At 72.3% G+C, this 15,557-nt stretch carries 12 protein-coding genes; 4 read left to right on the top strand and 8 right to left on the bottom strand.

What is annotated here, in order from left to right:
- Positions 1-43 precede the first annotated feature (43 nt).
- Together SNA_RS06835 and SNA_RS06830 are read left to right on the top strand one after the other, a co-directional pair.
- Positions 44-2,533, top strand: coding sequence for a hypothetical protein (locus SNA_RS06835; RefSeq protein WP_044363822.1), 2,490 nt, complete (start codon positions 44-46; stop codon positions 2,531-2,533).
- 236 nt (positions 2,534-2,769) lie between these two features.
- Positions 2,770-2,955: a hypothetical protein gene (locus SNA_RS06830; RefSeq protein WP_030067998.1), complete on the top strand. Its 186-nt coding sequence runs from the start codon at positions 2,770-2,772 to the stop codon at positions 2,953-2,955.
- Between the two features lie 96 nt (positions 2,956-3,051).
- Here SNA_RS06830 and SNA_RS06825 read toward each other — a convergent pair whose 3' ends face one another.
- The 4 genes from SNA_RS06825 to hrcA form a co-directional block, all read right to left on the bottom strand.
- Positions 3,052-3,795 (bottom strand): 16S rRNA (uracil(1498)-N(3))-methyltransferase, encoded by a 744-nt coding sequence (locus tag SNA_RS06825; RefSeq protein WP_030067999.1) that lies wholly within the window; start codon positions 3,793-3,795, stop codon positions 3,052-3,054.
- A complete protein-coding gene (locus SNA_RS06820; RefSeq protein ID WP_030068000.1) occupies positions 3,792-4,880 on the bottom strand; it encodes a nitronate monooxygenase in 1,089 nt (362 codons plus the stop codon). The genes SNA_RS06825 and SNA_RS06820 overlap by 4 nt, the downstream gene beginning before the upstream one ends.
- 242 nt (positions 4,881-5,122) lie before the next feature.
- A complete protein-coding gene (gene dnaJ / locus SNA_RS06815; RefSeq protein ID WP_030068001.1) occupies positions 5,123-6,259 on the bottom strand; it encodes a molecular chaperone DnaJ in 1,137 nt (378 codons plus the stop codon).
- The gene (hrcA, locus tag SNA_RS06810; RefSeq protein ID WP_030068002.1) at positions 6,260-7,276 is read right to left on the bottom strand and encodes a heat-inducible transcriptional repressor HrcA; all 1,017 of its coding nucleotides are present in this window, start codon (positions 7,274-7,276) and stop codon (positions 6,260-6,262) included.
- 217 nt (positions 7,277-7,493) lie between these two features.
- Between hrcA and SNA_RS06805 the strand changes: the two genes are divergently transcribed.
- Both SNA_RS06805 and SNA_RS06800 read left to right on the top strand, forming a co-directional pair.
- The gene (locus SNA_RS06805; RefSeq protein ID WP_030068003.1) at positions 7,494-8,225 is read left to right on the top strand and encodes an MBL fold metallo-hydrolase; all 732 of its coding nucleotides are present in this window, start codon (positions 7,494-7,496) and stop codon (positions 8,223-8,225) included.
- 124 nt (positions 8,226-8,349) lie between these two features.
- Complete coding sequence (locus SNA_RS06800; protein WP_030068004.1) at positions 8,350-9,183, top strand: DUF3097 domain-containing protein; 834 nt, start codon at positions 8,350-8,352, stop codon at positions 9,181-9,183.
- Here SNA_RS06800 and SNA_RS06795 read toward each other — a convergent pair.
- From SNA_RS06795 to SNA_RS06780, 4 genes are all read right to left on the bottom strand, one after another.
- Positions 9,161-9,748 carry a Uma2 family endonuclease gene (locus SNA_RS06795; RefSeq protein ID WP_030068005.1) on the bottom strand — a complete coding sequence of 196 codons (588 nt, stop codon included), beginning with the start codon at positions 9,746-9,748 and terminating at the stop codon, positions 9,161-9,163. The two genes, SNA_RS06800 and SNA_RS06795, sit on opposite strands and share 23 nt — an antisense overlap.
- 102 nt (positions 9,749-9,850) lie before the next feature.
- On the bottom strand, positions 9,851-11,083 hold the full coding sequence (gene hemW, locus SNA_RS06790) for a radical SAM family heme chaperone HemW (protein WP_044364023.1): 1,233 nt from the start codon (positions 11,081-11,083) through the stop codon (positions 9,851-9,853).
- Between the two features lie 68 nt (positions 11,084-11,151).
- Positions 11,152-13,203, bottom strand: coding sequence for a SpoIIE family protein phosphatase (locus SNA_RS06785; protein WP_044363820.1), 2,052 nt, complete (start codon positions 13,201-13,203; stop codon positions 11,152-11,154).
- Positions 13,204-13,490: 287 nt separating this feature from the next.
- A complete protein-coding gene (locus tag SNA_RS06780) occupies positions 13,491-15,380 on the bottom strand; it encodes an AMP-dependent synthetase/ligase (protein ID WP_030068009.1) in 1,890 nt (629 codons plus the stop codon).
- Positions 15,381-15,557: the final 177 nt, after the last annotated feature.

Below are 15,557 nucleotides of genomic sequence, written 5' to 3'. Positions count from 1 at the left end.
TCCGCCGGGCGCGTACGGACCGCTCCGCGAAGGGAACCGACCCGTGACCGACAGCCCCCACTTCACGCTCCGCCTCGCGCTGGGCCTCGCCGACCCGGACACCGCCGATGCGCTCGCCGCGCGCCAGTACCCGGAGGTGCTCGCCCTCCTGTCCGACCGGTTCGGGCTGCCGGAGGAGATGGTCGAGGAGCTGCTGGGCGCGGATGCCGCGCAGATGCGGGCCGCGCTGACGATAGATCCCGAGGAATGGCTCCTGGGGGCGGCCCAGCTCGGCGATCCGGTGGTCGGGCGGGCGCTGTGGTCCGCGACGTTCCGCGACGACGCGGGTCAACGGCGGCGCGCGATGCACAACATCCCCGGTCTCCTGGCCACCGTGCTGGACGCCGCCGACCTCGGCGACCCGCGCTGGCACGACGACGAGGGCCTGCTGCCCCTCCTCTACCGGGTGCCCAAGGGTCCCGATCTCGTCCCCATCGTGACCAGCGGCTTCCCCGGGCTGACCGCCGGCACGCTCGTGGGGTGCGCGGCGTTCCTGCCGCCCCCGGTCGTCGTGGACGCCTGTCTGCACCTCCTGGAGGCCTGGGGCGGCACCGAACCGTTCGCGAAGGTCCTCGCCCTGCTGGAGGAGAAACCGGACCTGGATCTCGGGCATCCCTGGCTGCCGGATCTGCTGCGCCGTGCCCTCGACGCCCCCGATCCGGCGGCCCTCTTGAGGAAGCACCGGCCGGCCGGGCAATGGGAGGACCCGGCACACCTGCGCGCATTGATCGCGCTCCGCTACGGCACCATCGCTTCGGTGGCGCCCCAGAAGCCCGACGGCCTCGACTGGGACCTGCTGTGGCGCGAGCACGAACGACTGCCGATCAGCCGTCGCGGCATGTACCGCGGACGCATCTGGCCGAGCACGCTCATCCAGTGGGAGGGCTGCCCCGCCGACGTGGTGAAGGACGCCTTCCACGCGGATCCCGACGCGGCCACCCGGACCGTCGCCGAGCTGCCCTTCGAGGTCCTCACCGAGCCCTGCGACCGCGAGGTCTCCCTGGACCTTCTCCTCGGGCGCGGCATCCCCGAGGGCTGGTTCCCGATCGACCGGGTGCTGACAGAGGTGTCACCGGCGCCGGAGGTGCTCCGCGCGCTGCCGTACGACCATGAACCGACCCGCAAGGCCCTCGCCGCTCTGCTGGCGCCCTTGGGCACGGACCCCGTCAACTGGCTGACGTGCTACGCCGCGCTGCGGCGCGCCACCGGCACCGTCGCCGAGCTGATCGCGGACGTCCTCACGCCCGCCCCCCGCAAGAAGCGCCACACCAGCTGGCCGCAGCCGCGCAAGGCCCCGGCCTCGGGCGTGCGGTCCCAGGGTGCCCGGGCCGCCTTCCTCGGTCTGTTCCGGTGCGCCTCGCAGGAGGCCCAGACCGCCGTCGTCCCGCATTTCGACGCGATGGCCGTCCAGCAGTTCCTGCGGGAGTGCGGCCCGTCCTGCGCGGTGCGCGACGCGGTGGTGGCCGCGCACGGTCTCCCGGCCCCGTTGATGATGACCGGCGGACGGCTCGACGCCGACACGCTGGATTACCTCCTGGACCTCGACGAACCGGCGGTCGACATCGCGTTGTTCCGCCGCTACGACCTTCCCCGGCCGGAGCGCGAGCGGATACTCGCCGGGCGGCTGCGCGGCGGCGGCATCCGCCCGGTGTCCGAGGACCTGCTCGCGGAGTTGGACAAGGTCATCGTCAACCAGGACCGCGACTGGCTGACGGCCGGTGCGGCATCCGGCGACCTGAGGGTGGTCCGCCGGGTCCTGGAGCGGCTGCGGCTGTACATACCGGCCACCCGGCTGCGGCTGCTGGTCGCGGTGTGGGAGCGGGGCGGGCCGGATGCCGTCCGGGAGGTCCTGGCCATGGACCGCCTCCCGGTCACCCTGCGCCGGCAGACGGAGAAACTGCTGGACGCCCCGGACGGGCTGGAGCAGCTGCGTGCCCGCCTCGACAGGGAGGCGGACCCGGACCGGATCGCGGCATTCCTCGCCAAACCGGGCGGGCGGCCCGAAAAGCGGCTGGCGCAGCTACTCGGCGAGGGGGTGGAGCCGCCGTGGACGGCTCTGGTGGCGGCGCACCGCGCCACCCCGCTCCCGGCCGATCTGGTGGAAGCGCTCGTCGAACTCCCTGGCTGTCCGGGCGAGCTGCTGCGGGCGGGGCTGGGATCCCTCTCCGGACGCTGGGGGGACTGGAACTCCTGGATCGAACCTGCCCTGAAGGACGGCACGCTCGCCCTCGATGATCTCCTCACCCACGCCGCCCCGGCCGAGCTGGCCTACGGCTTCTTGCTCCGCTGCCTGGAGGAACGGCACTTCGAGGAGTCCTGGACCACCGATACGGACTGGCGGCGCCTCCGGGAGCGCACCGCGGCCCTGGCCCGGGAGCATCTGGGTGCGGACGCCGAGGGCTGGGCCGTCTCCCTTCAGCTGCTGCCGACGTTCGCGGGCACCTTGTCCGAACTCCTCGCCACGGCCGGGGCGATGACGCGGATGCCTGCGTGAGGGTGCGCCATGTCCCGTACGGCAGCGGCCCGTTCGGCGTTCCGTGGGCATTGTCGGTGGCCGTTCCGGGGGCGCTGTCGGTGACCGTTCCGGGGGCTGTCGATGGTCGCCTTCGGGGCGTTGTCGGTGGCCGTTCTCGGGGCGTTGTCAGTGGTCCGTGTCACGATCGTTGATGTACCGGCCGGTCTGTCCTGGCCCACGCCGCCCCCGCCCGTGCGGCCCTGAGCCATCTCCTCGTGGCCGCGCCCTCCTCACCGCCGGACGCGGACGGCCGGTCCGTGGGCGCGCTGATCACGGCGCTCACCGACGAGCACCTGGGCGGCGACGTCGAAGCCTGGGCGGTCTGCCTCCAGCTGCTGCCGACCTTCGCGGGCACCCTCCCCGAGCTGATATCCACCGCCGGGGCGGTGGCCCGGGGATAGCGGGGCCGGGGGGAGCGGGGACGCGGGACGGGCGGTCCGGTCAGCTCCGACGCCCGGTCGGCGTCGGGCCCACTGAGCCCCGGCGCCCGGTCCCGGTCAGCTCCAGCGCCCGGTGCGGCCCAGCAGCAGGGCCGTGGCGGCCGTACCGGCGGTGGAGGTGCGCAGCACGGTCGTCCCGAGGCGGTACGGCCGGGCCCCGGCCTCGGCGAACGCGGCGAGCTCCTCGGGCGACACCCCGCCCTCTGGGCCGACGACCAGCACGATCGAGCCCTCGGCGGGGAGTTCGGCGGTGGCCAGCGGGGTGCTGCCCTCCTCGTGGAGGACGGCGGCGAAGTCGGCGTCGGCCAGGAGGGCGGCCACCTGCCGGGTCGTCAGCGGATCGGCCACCTCGGGGAAGCGGAGCCGGCGCGACTGCTTGCCCGCCTCGCGGGCCGTGGCGCGCCACTTGGCGAGCGATTTGGCGGCCCGCTCGCCCTTCCACTGGGTGACACAACGCGCCGCCGTCCAGGGGACGATGGCATCGACGCCGGTCTCCGTCATGGTCTCGACGGCCAGTTCGCCGCGATCGCCCTTGGGCAGCGCCTGGACGACGGTGATGGCAGGCGCCGGCGGGGCCTCGGTGCGCAGGCCCACGACGGCGACGGTCAGGCGGTCCTTGCCCTCGACGCCGGCGACCGTGCCGTGGACACCGGTCCCCTGACCATCCGTCAGCACGATCTCCTCGCCCACCCGCAGCCGCCGCACCGACACCGCGTGCCGGCCCTCCGGCCCGTCCAGGGTCACGGTGCCGCCGGGGCGCACGTCGGCAAGCGACTCGGCAAGAAAGACGGGGGCGGTCATACGGCGCCGCCCGCCGCGGGAAGCCCCAACACGACCCGGGCCGCATCCAGTTCGGCCACCAGCACCTCGACCAGATGCCCGGCGGGCATCTCCCGGGCCAGCCGGTGCCCCTGCCCGGCCCACAGGTTGAGGCCCTGCGCATCGCCCGCCTTGGCGGCGGCCTTGCGCACGGGGGAGGTGAGGTAGTGGATCGCGGGATAGGCGGCCGGTGCGTACGGGCCGTGCTCACGCAGGAATCGATTCACCAGCCCGCGGGCGGGCCGGCCGGAGAACGCCCGGGTCAACTCCGTATGGGTGAACAGGGGGTTGGTCAGCGCCTGCTTGTGGATCGGGTTGGCGCCGGACTCCGGGGTGGCGAGGAAGGCGGTGCCCAGCTGCGCCATGCTCGCCCCGGCGGCCAGCACGGCGGCGATCTGCGCCCCGCGCATCAGCCCGCCCGCGGCGATCACCGGGATCTGTACGGCCTCGCGGACCTGGCCGAGCAGCGCCATCAGCCCCATCCCCGCACCGGTGCCGTCCAGGTACGGATCGTCCCGGTGGGTGGCCTGGTGGCCGCCGGCCTCCACGCCCTGCACACACACCGCATCGGCGCCCGACCACTGCGCGGCCTGCGCCTCGGTGGCCGTGGTGACGGTGACGATGGTGTACGTACCGACCTCGGCGAACGCATCGAGGACGGCGCGCGAGGGACAGCCGAAGGTGAAGGACACCACCGGCACCGGGTCCTCCCGCAGTATCGCGAGCTTGGCCTCGTAGTTGTCGTCGCTGGGCCCATCGGTGTCGCCGAGCTCGGTCTCGTACCAGGCGGCCTCGCCGGCGAGCTGCTCGCGGTAGACCTCGACGGCGGCGGCGTCGGCCTGGGACGGCTGCGGCATGAAGAGATTGACGCCGAAGGGCCGGTCGGTCAGCGACCGCAGCTGTTTGATCTCCTGATACATACCGTCGGCGGTTTTGTAGCCGGCGGCGAGGAAGCCGAGGCCCCCGGCGCCGCAGACGGCGGCGGCCAACTCGGGACCCGAGCCACCCCCCGCCATCGGGGCCTGCACGATCGGATAGCGGCAGAGATCGGTCGGTGCGGTGGGCATGAGCACATCGTGTCACGGGAAACGCCGAGCCCCCGCATCAGGGGCTCGGCGCTGGTATGGGCCTGGGTGGCGTTTCCCCTAGGGGGCGTTCGCACACTTCCCCTAGGGGACGCGAACGCCCCTTGCAGGCCACAACGTGGCGGGGGAGGGCGGTATTCCCTCGGCCGGTATTCCCGGAGGCGGGCTCACCCGTGCCCTACCGCCCGTTGCGCGCGCCGGACGAAGGCCCGCCGAGCGAACGCCTACCGCCCGTTGAACGCATCCTTCAGCCGCGAGAACAGTCCCTGCTGGCCCGGCTGGAACTGGCCCGTCGGGCGCTCCTCGCCGCGCAGCTTGGAGAGGCGTCGCAGCAGTTCCTCCTGCTCGGGGTCGAGCTTGGTCGGCGTCTGCACCTCGACATGGACGATCAGATCGCCGCGGCCGCCGCCGCGCAGATGGGTGACACCGCGCTGGTGCAGCGGAATCGACTGGCCGGACTGGGTGCCGGGCCGGACGTCGATCTCCTCCACACCGTCCAGCGTCTCCAGCGGGCATTTGGTGCCCAGCGCCGCCGCCGTCATCGGGATGGTGACCGTGCAGTGCAGATCGTCGCCGCGCCGCTGGAAGACCGGGTGCGGCAGCTCATGGATCTCGACGTAGAGATCACCGGCCGGACCGCCACCGGGACCGACCTCGCCCTCGCCGGCGAGCTGGATCCGCGTGCCGTTGTCGACGCCGGCGGGGATCTTGACCGTCAGCGTGCGGCGCGAGCGGATCCGCCCGTCACCGGCGCACTCCGGGCACGGCGTCGGCACGACCGTACCGAAGCCCTGGCACTGCGGGCACGGCCGCGAGGTCATGACCTGGCCGAGGAAGGAGCGGGTGACCTGCGAGACCTCACCGCGACCGCGGCACATGTCACAGGTCTGCGCGGACGTACCGGGCGCCGCGCCCTCGCCGCTGCATGTCGTGCAGACCACGGCGGTGTCGACCTGGATGTCCTTGGTCGTACCGAAGGCGGCCTCGTTCAGCTCGATGTCGAGGCGGATCATGGCGTCCTGGCCGCGGCGGGTGCGCGAGCGCGGGCCGCGCTGCGAGGCCGTGCCGAAGAACGCGTCCATGATGTCGGAGAAGTTGCCGAAGCCCGCCCCGAAGCCGCCCGCGCCGCCGCCACCGCCGGACTGGGAGAGCGGATCGCCGCCGAGGTCGTAGACCTGCTTCTTCTGCGGGTCGGAGAGGACCTCGTAAGCGGCGTTGATCTCCTTGAACCGCTCCTGGGTCTTGGGATCCGGGTTCACATCCGGGTGCAGCTCGCGCGCCAGCCGGCGGAAGGCCTTCTTGATCTGGTCCTGCGAAGCGTCCCGGCCGACGCCGAGGACCGAGTAGTAATCCGTGGCCACTTACGACTCCGCGAGGATTTGTCCGACGTAACGTGCCACTGCGCGTACCGCTCCCATCGTTCCGGGGTAGTCCATGCGGGTCGGTCCGACCACGCCGAGTTTGGCGACTGCCTCGTCGCCCGAACCGTAACCGACCGCGACGACCGATGTGGACGTCAGGCCTTCGTGGGCATTCTCATGCCCGATGCGTACGGTCATGCCCGAGTCCTTGGCCTCCCCGAGAAGCTTGAGCAGCACCACATGCTCCTCAAGGGCCTCCAGCACCGGGCGGATGGTCAGGGGGAAATCGTGTCCGAAGCGCGTGAGATTGGCGGTACCGCCGATCATCAGCCGCTCTTCGGTCTCTTCCACCAGAGTTTCCAGCAGGACGGACAGCACTGTCGAGACCGTGCCGCGGTCGTCCTGCTCGAAGGACTCCGGAAGATCCTGCACCAACTGGGGCACATCCGTGAAACGGCGGCCCACCACACGGCTGTTGAGCCGCGCCCGCAGATCCGCCAGTGACGTTTCGCCGAACGGCGACTGGCAGTCGATCAGCCGCTGTTCGACCCGCCCGGTGTCGGTGATCAGGACGAGCATCAGCCGGGCCGGGGCCAGCGCCAACAGCTCGACGTGCCGCACCGTGGACCGGGTCAGCGACGGATACTGCACGACCGCCACCTGGCGGGTCAGCTGCGCCAGCAGCCGGACCGTGCGGCCGACGACGTCGTCGAGGTCGACGGCGCCGTCGAGGAAGTTCTGAATGGCCCGCCGCTCCGGGAGGGACAGCGGTTTGACGCCCGCCAGCCTGTCGACGAAGAGACGGTAGCCCTTGTCGGTGGGGATCCGCCCGGCGCTGGTGTGCGGCTGGGCGATGAATCCCTCGTCCTCCAGGGCCGCCATGTCATTGCGGACCGTGGCCGGGGAGACACCCAGCTGGTGCCGTTCGGTGAGCGCCTTGGAGCCGACCGGCTCCTCCGTCCCCACGTAGTCCTGGACGATGGCGCGCAGCACTTCGAGCCTGCGTTCACTGAGCACTACGCGCACCTCCAGTCCTGCCGTGTTGCCGTCCGGTCACTCCTGGCACTCACACGGGCCGAGTGCCAGACCCGGATGCCAGTGTACGGCCGGGTAGCGCGGCTGCGGCAAGGGCAGCCGTCACGAACGGTCGCCGCCGCGGCGTCCGGTGACCGTGATCGGTCGTTCTTGCCCGGTCTGTCAGGCAACGCTATCGCGATGCAGTTAGCGTCTCGGTATGCGCAGTACTTGGGAAGAGGCCGGGTGGGAACGGCTTGGTGACGGTGTCGCCAGACGGCGGATGCCGGGCTGGGACGAGACCGTCGGCGTGATCGTCGGAGCGGACCGCGTGATGATCGTCGACACCGGTGCGTCGATCCGTGACGGGGCCGATCTGCGCCGGACGGTCCGCGGGGTGCTGGGGCGGGGCGTGACGCATATCGCGCTCACCCATCCGCATTTCGATCACGTCCTGGGCACCGCCGCGTTCGCCGGGGTCGAGGTTTTCGGCGCCGCCGGGATGGCCGGTCTGCTGCGGCGCGACCGGGAGGAGCTGCGGCGGGACGCGGTACGGCACGGCGTCGACCCGGACGCCGCCGCGGAGGCCGCCGATCTTCTCGTCCAGCCGCACCATCATGTCCACGGCGAACTGACCGTCGACCTCGGCGACCGGCCGGTGCTGCTCGCCAATGTCGGCCCCGGCCATACCGCCCATGACCTGGCGGTCCTCGTCCCCGGCCGGGGCGGCGCCCCTGAGATCGTCTTCTGCGGCGACCTCGTCGAGGAGTCCGGCGAACCGAGCGCCGGCCTGGACTCGCTCCCTCAGCAGTGGCCGGCCGCCCTGGACCGGCTGCTCGCCCTCGGCGGCGAGGACGCGCGGTACGTACCGGGGCACGGGGCGGTCGTGGACGCGGCCTTCGTACGGGCGCAGCGGGACGCGCTGGCGGTGCGGTTCGGGGTGACCTCGTGACGCCGTCACCTCGTGGCGTCGCCGTGCCGTGCCGGGTGACGCCGTGACCCCGCCCTCCTGACCGCCCCGCCCGCTCCGTACCCGGAACCCGCCCCCTTCACGAGAACAGGACCCCCAGGCCCCCATGCGCAGCAAGCACTACGGCCCCGACCTCACCCCTCCCTGGAAGAAGCAGCGCCCGGCCCCCGAGGTCCCGGCCGAGCCCGACCTCGTCGTCGAGGAGGTCACCAGCGGGTTCTGCGGCGCGGTGATCCGCTGCGAGAAGACAGCGGAGGGTCCGACGGTCACCCTGGAGGACCGCTTCGGCAAACACCGCGTCTTCCCGATGACGCCGCGCGGCTTCCTCCTGGAGGGCCGCGTCGTCACCCTCGTACGCCCGCAGGGGCGGCCGGCGCCGAGCGGTCCGGCGCGTACGGCATCGGGCTCACTCGCCGTCCCCGGCGCCCGCGCCCGCGTCGCCCGCGCCGGGCGCATCTATGTGGAGGGGCGGCACGACGCGGAGCTGGTCGAGCGGGTGTGGGGCGACGATCTGCGGATCGAGGGCGTGGTCGTGGAGTTTCTGGAGGGCATCGACGACCTTCCGGGGATCGTGCGGGGCTTCGCGCCGGGGCCGGATGCGCGGCTGGGGGTGCTGGTGGACCATCTGGTGCCGGGCTCGAAGGAGTCGCGGATCGCGGCCGAGGTCACCGGAGAGCATGCGCTGGTCGTCGGCCATCCGTACATCGATGTGTGGGAGGCCGTGAAGCCGGCGTCGGTGGGGATTCCGGCGTGGCCGGCCGTGCCGCGCGGTCAGGACTGGAAGACGGGGGTGTGCCGGGCGCTGGGGTGGCCGGAGAACACGGGGGCGGCGTGGCAGCGGATTCTGGGCTGCGTGCGGTCGTACCGGGACCTGGAGCCGCAACTGCTGGGGCGAGTGGAGGAGCTGATCGACTTCGTTACGGTCGGCGGTGCGGCCTGACGTTGGGGAGGGTGCCGAACTCGGTGGTGTCCAGCTCGATTCCAAGCATGGGCAAGGGCAAGGTCTCGCCGAATTTACTGATGCGCTGACACCGGTAGTCGGCCTCCTCGCCCCTATAGGCAGGATCGGTGAGCAGCACGCACTGAGCCATGACGGGGTCGACGATGAGGTAGGCAGGGATCTTTCCCGCTGCGTAGATCGAGCGCTTGACGCCGTAATCGCGGTCGACGCTGTTCTTGGAGACGACCTCGACCAGCATCGTGATGAGCTGGGCGGGCAGCAGGCGGCCTGATTCCGGCCCCGCGTCACGGTCCAGCACGACGAGGTCCGGCTGGGGCTCACTGGTTTCGCTCAGCAGATCGATGTCCTGCGTCTGGAGGCAGTCCCACTTCTCGTCCGGGATCTGCCGGAGCACCCTCAGCACGATCCGGTTGTGCACCAGATCCGGCCCCGCCATCATCACGATTTCCCCCCGCAGGAGTTCCGCCTTGAACCCATCGGGAACCTCAAGGTCCTCGAACATCTTGACGATGTGCGTGATCGGCCGGTCATCCACCGCAGTCATCTCCGTGGCCCTCCGCTTCCACCATCGTCCTAGTACGACGGCAGCCTAGGGACAGCTCAGGCGGATGCTCAGCGCACCCGCATCGGTTCACTCGTACGCGTATCAGTCCACCAGATCCCGCACCACCGCGTCAGCCAACAACCGCCCCCGCAGCGTCAAAACGGCCCGCCCGGCGGCATACGGCCCCGCCTCCAGCAGCCCCTCGGCCAGCGCCCGCTCGGCCGCCCGCGCTCCCGCCGGGGCGAGGATGTCCAGCGGGCAGCCGTCGACCAGCCGCAGCTCCAGCAGGATGCGCTCCACCCGGCGGTCCTCCTCCGGCAGGATCTCGCGGCCCGCGCCCGGGGAGCGGCCCTCGGCGAGGGCCTGGGCGTAGGCGCCGGGGTGCTTGACGTTCCACCAGCGGACGCCGCCGACGTGGCTGTGGGCGCCGGGGCCCGCGCCCCACCAGTCGGCGCCGGTCCAGTACAGCTCGTTGTGGCGGCAGCGGGCGGCCTCGGTGGTGGCCCAGTTGGAGACCTCGTACCAGGAGAAGCCCGCGGCCGAGAGCCGCTCCTCGGCGATCAGATAGCGGTCGGCGTGGACGTCGTCGTCGGTCATCGGGACCTCGCCGCGGCGGATCCGGCGGGCGAGCTGGGTGCCCTCCTCGACGATCAGGGCGTAGGCGGAGATGTGGTCGGGGCCGGCGCCGAGGGCGGCGTCGAGGGAGGCGCGCCAGTCGTCGTCGGTCTCGCCAGGTGTGCCATAGATCAGGTCGAGGTTGACGTGGTCGAAACCGGCGGCGCGGGCCTCGGCGACGCACGCCTCGGGACGGCCGGGGGTGTGCGTACGGTCGAGGATCTTCAGGACGTGCTGCCGGGCGCTCTGCATACCGAAGGAGACCCGGTTGAAGCCGCCCTCGCGCAGGTCGGCGAGGTAGCGGGGGTCGACGGATTCCGGGTTGGCCTCGGTGGTGATCTCGGCGCCCGGGGCGAGGCCGAATTCGTCGCGGATGGCGGCGAGCATGCGGGACAGGTCGGCGGCGGGGAGCAGGGTGGGGGTGCCGCCGCCGACGAAGACGGTCTCCACCGGGCGGGGGTCGTCGCCCAGCACCTTGCGGGCCAGGAGGATCTCGTCCACGACGGTGTCGGCGTAGTTGTCGCGGGAGGCCAGGACGCCGCCGGAACCGCGCAGCTCGCTCGCGGTGTAGGTGTTGAAATCGCAGTAGCCGCAGCGGGTGGCGCAGTAGGGCACATGCAGATAGAAGCCGAGGGGCCGCGCGGCCGCCCCCGTCAGCGCATGGCGGGGCAGCGCCCCGTCCTCGGGCATCGGCTCACCATCAGGCAGTGCGGAAGGCATGGGGTCCATTGTCCGTCATCCGGGAGGCGGGGCGTCCCCGGCGGATTGCCGACCCTCGGGCGCCCCCGTCACGTCTCCCCCGCCGCCTGGAGCACCAGCAGCGCCAGGTCGTCGTCGGGCGGTGTCGGGGCGAAGGCGTGGACCGCGCCGCGGATGTTTTCGGCGATGGCGGCGGCGTCCAGGCCGGTGCAGGCGGCGAGGGCGGTGGCCAGGCCGTCCTCGTCGTCGAAGAGGTGGCCGTCCGCGCGGCGCTCGGTGACGCCGTCGGTGACGCACAGCAGCGTCTCCCCGGGGCAGAGGTCGAAGGATTCGCTGACGTACGCCGCCTCGCCGACCACGCCGAGCAGCATCTGGGGCGCCGCCACGACCCGGACCGTGCCATCGGCGCCCAGCACCAGCGGGAGCGGATGGCCGGCGCTGGCGAGGGTACAGCGGGCGCCGCCGAAGCCACCGTGGTACGGCACGATCTCGCCGTAGAGGAGGGACAGGAAGCGGGCCTGTTCGCCCTCGTCGCGGATCTCGACGGGGGCCTCGGCGCCCGCGCCGGCCGCCGCCACGGCCGCCGCGACCGCCGCCACCGAATCGGCTGCCTCGCGGGCCATGGTCTTGTTGAGGCGGTCGAGGACCTCGGCGACACCGAAGCCGTCGCGGGCCAGCAGCCGCAGCACCGGGCGGGCCAGGCCGGTCACCGCGGCCGCCTCGGGGCCGCTGCCGCACACATCGCCGAGGGCGAAGCACCAGCGGCCGTCACCGGCGTCGAAGAGGTCCCAGAAGTCGCCGCCCGCCCAGGCGCCCTCGCGGGGCTCGTAGACCACCGCCGACTCGACTCCGGGCACCGCGGCGCGCCCCCGGGGCAGCAGCCGGCGCTGGAGGACCTGGCTGATGCGTTCCTGGCGGCTGTAGGCGCGGGCGGTGGCCACCGCGCGGGCGACCCGGCGGCACAGGTCCTCCACCAGGCCGACCACCTCGTCGGGGAAGCGCAGCAGACCGGACCGGCCGAGCAGCAGCGTGCCCAGCCGGCGGCCGCCCGCCACCAGGGGGCAGGCGAGCGCCGCGCCCCCGGGGCCGTAGCCGCCCGGTTCCTGCGGCCAGGGCCAGGGGACCGCGGCGGGGGTGCTGCTCAGGCCGGTGAGGCCGCCGGCCATCGGGGGCGGGTCCTTCTCCAGAGCGGCGCGCAGCGGATCGATCAGGGTCTCGTTGGAGTGCCAGACGCGGGCGAGCCGCTGCGCCTCGCCGTCGCCCTCGATGCCGCGGCCGGGTGCGCCGCCGTCGCCGTCGTAGAGCCACACCGCGCACCAGTCGGCGAGCCGCGGCACGGTCAGCTGGGCGGCGAGCGAGGCGACCTGGTCGGCGTCGAGCTGTCCGGAGAGCAGATCGGAGGCTTCGGCGAGGAAGGAGAGGGCGCCGCGGTGGACCCAGTCGCCCTCGGCGGGGTTGCGTACGGCGCGGCGCGGGGTGGGCGCGAGGAGTTCGGCGGCGCGCAGTCCCCGCTGGAGCAGCTGGTTGTCGAAGACGCCCTCGGGGTCCGGGCGGGCGGCGCCCTCGACCCCGGCGGGCAGCCGGAACCATACGGTCTTGCGGGCGCGGCGGTAGGTGATGCCCCAGGACTCGGCGACCGCACTGATCAACTGGAGCCCGTGGCCGCCGCCTTCGGACACCGGGGACGCGGCGGACTCCTCACGGGCGCGGACCGGGCGGGCCGGGTGGTGGTCGGAGACCTCGATGACGATGCCGGTGCGGGAGGCGTCCTCGCAGGCGTCGGGGTCGCACGGATCGCCGGGGCCGGGATCCGGGATGCCGTACGGTTCGAGGCTCTCGCCCGGCTCCAGGCGGCAGCGCAGTTCGACGGCGGTGCCCGCGTGCACCACCGCATTGGTGACCAACTCGCTGACCAGCAGCACCGCTTCGTCCGCCACCCGGTCGGTGAGCTCCGCCGAGCCGGGCAGCCCCTGGGCGCTCCAGTCGGCGAACACGGTGCGGACGAACTGCCGGGCGGCGGCCGCGGCCCTGGGGTCGCCGGGCAGCGAGGCGGCGCGGGAGAAGCCGCCGCGGGTGGGGCGCTGTGCCGTCGTCCACGTCCTGGTGACGTCGTCCGGTGGTGATGAAGTTGTCGTCCTCATTGACCAACTCCCGAGCAGCTCCGCGTCAGCGCCGGGTGCGCCACCGACAGAGTGACAGACCGAGCGCGGCCATAAGCACGGAGTCACCGAAGTTGGTGCTCAAGGGGGGTGATTCGGCTGACACGCCAAGGGAGTTGGCCGACATGTACCAGATGTCCGGGGGTGAACCCGTGGGGACGGCGGGTGCCGGGGCGGTACGGGAGGGCCTGCACGCCACCCCGGACCACCCCATTCCACAGGCCCCGGCCCTGCCGTTGCCCGCCCGCGCCCACCTCCGTCCGCCTGCCCTACGCCTCCCGCGCCCCCGCGTACATGTCGTCGAGCAGGTCCTTGAACGCCCGCTCCACCACGGGCCGCTTGACCTTGAGGCTGGGGGTCACCTCGCCGTGCTCGATGTCCAGGTCGCGCGGCAGAATGCGGAACTTGCGGATCTGCTGCCAGCGCTGGAGCCCTTCGTTGACCCGCTCGACATAGCCGTCGATCAGCTCGCGGACCTGGTCGGCGGCGACGACCTCGGCATACGTCTTGCCGTCCAGGCCGTGCTCCTTGGCCCAGCCCAGGATCGTCGGCTCGTCGAGGGCGATCAGCGCGGTGCAGAAGTTCCGGTTGGCGCCGTGCACCAGCACATTGGAGACGAACGGGCAGACCGCCTTGAACTGGCCCTCCACCTCGGCCGGCGCGATGTACTTGCCGCCCGAGGTTTTGATCAGGTCCTTCTTGCGGTCGGTGATCCGCAGATAGCCGTCCGCCGACAGCTCGCCGATGTCGCCGGTGTGGAACCAGCCGTCCTCCTCCAGCACCTCGGCGGTCTTGTCCGGCAGGCCGTGGTAGCCCTGCATGATGCCGGGGCCGCGCAGCAGGATCTCGCCGTCCTCGGCGATCCGCACCTCGGTGCCGGGCAGCGGCTTGCCGACGGTGCCGGTGCGGTAGGCCTCGCCGGGGTTGACGAAGCTTGCGGCGCTGGACTCCGTCAGGCCGTAGCCCTCCAGGATGTGGATACCGGCGCCGGAGAAGAAGTAGCCGATCTCCGGGGAGAGCGCGGCCGAGCCGGAGAGCGCGGCGCGCAGCCGCCCGCCGAACGCCTCGCGCAGCTTGGAGTACACCAGCGCATCGGCGACCTTGTGCTTGGCGCCGAGCGCGAAGGGCACCGAGGCGTTGCCGGTACGCTGGAAGTTGTCCTGCGAGGTCTTGGCGTACTCGCGGGCCACCGCGGCCGCCCACTGGAAGATCTTGTACTTCGCGCCGCCGCCCGCCCGGGCCTTGGCCGCGACGCCGTTGTAGACCTTCTCGAAGATCCGCGGTACGGCGGCCATGTACGTGGGCTTCACGACCGGCAGATTCTCGATGATCTTGTCGACCCGGCCGTCCACGGCGATCACATGGCCGGTCGCGATCTGCCCGGCGGTCAGCACCTTGCCGAAGACATGCGCCAGCGGCAGCCAGAGGTACTGGACGTCGTCCTCGGTGATCAGCCCGGTCGCCTGGATCGCGCGGGCCATGTACGCCCAGCAGTCGTGCGACAGCCGTACGCCCTTGGGGCGGCCGGTGGTGCCGGAGGTGTAGATCAGCGTCGCCAGCTGGTCGGCGCGCAGCCCGGCGACCCGCTCCTCGACGCAGCCCGGGTGCTCCTCCAGATAGGCGGCGCCGCGCTTCTCCAGGTCGGCGAGCGAGAGCACCCAGCCGTCCGGATCGCCCTCGACGGACTGCGCATCCGCCTCGTCGATCACCACGACATGCGCGAGCTCGGGCAGCTCGGCGCGCTTCTCGCGGGCCTTGGCGAGCTGGGCGGCGTCCTCCGCGATCAGCACCCGGCTGCCGGAGTCGACCAGGATGTAGGCCGTCTCCTCGGTGTTGGTGCTGGGGTAGACCGTGGTGGTGGCCGCGCCGGAGCACAGCACACCGAGGTCGGAGAGGATCCATTCGACGCGGGTGTTGGCGGCCAGGGCCACCCGCTCCTCGGGCCGTACGCCCAGCGACATCAGCCCCGCCGCGACGGCGTGGACCCGCTGCGCGGCCTCGGCCCAGGTGAGCGGCTTCCAGCCATCTGGCCCGCCGCCGGGGGCGGGCGGGACCGGATAGCGGTAGGCCTCGGCATCGGGCGTGGCCGCCACCCGCTCCAGGAAGAGGGTCGCCACCGAGGGCGGCCGGTTTTCGATCAGCGTGTGGGTGTCCGTCACGGCATCCTCCGGGGCCCGCTTCGTTGCTGGTGACTCGCGAGTAACCTATGAGCAGAGATCAGGGTAGAGCGCGTTGCGCCGCCGCGTAAGGGGCTGCGGCCGACTGGTTCAGGATGTAACCAGTGCGATAGGTGCACATAGCACACACACCGCCCGCCAGAGAGCCTCACCACTGGC

Origin of the sequence: Streptomyces natalensis ATCC 27448, assembly GCF_000935125.1 — a bacterium.
GTDB lineage: Bacteria > Actinomycetota > Actinomycetes > Streptomycetales > Streptomycetaceae > Streptomyces > Streptomyces natalensis.
The sequence above is the reverse complement of the archived record's forward strand: the minus strand, read 5'-3'. Positions and strand labels throughout refer to the sequence as shown.

Coding starts and splice junctions, on each gene's coding strand:
- SNA_RS06825 (WP_030067999.1), bottom strand. CDS start 3,795: ATGACCGCCCCCGTCTTTCTTGCCGAGTCGCTTGCCGACGTGCGCCCC.
- SNA_RS06820 (WP_030068000.1), bottom strand. CDS start 4,880: ATGCCCACCGCACCGACCGATCTCTGCCGCTATCCGATCGTGCAGGCC.
- SNA_RS06805 (WP_030068003.1), top strand. CDS start 7,494: ATGCGCAGTACTTGGGAAGAGGCCGGGTGGGAACGGCTTGGTGACGGT.
- SNA_RS06800 (WP_030068004.1), top strand. CDS start 8,350: ATGCGCAGCAAGCACTACGGCCCCGACCTCACCCCTCCCTGGAAGAAG.
- SNA_RS06795 (WP_030068005.1), bottom strand. CDS start 9,748: ATGACTGCGGTGGATGACCGGCCGATCACGCACATCGTCAAGATGTTC.
- hemW (WP_044364023.1), bottom strand. CDS start 11,083: ATGCCTTCCGCACTGCCTGATGGTGAGCCGATGCCCGAGGACGGGGCG.
- SNA_RS06785 (WP_044363820.1), bottom strand. CDS start 13,203: ATGAGGACGACAACTTCATCACCACCGGACGACGTCACCAGGACGTGG.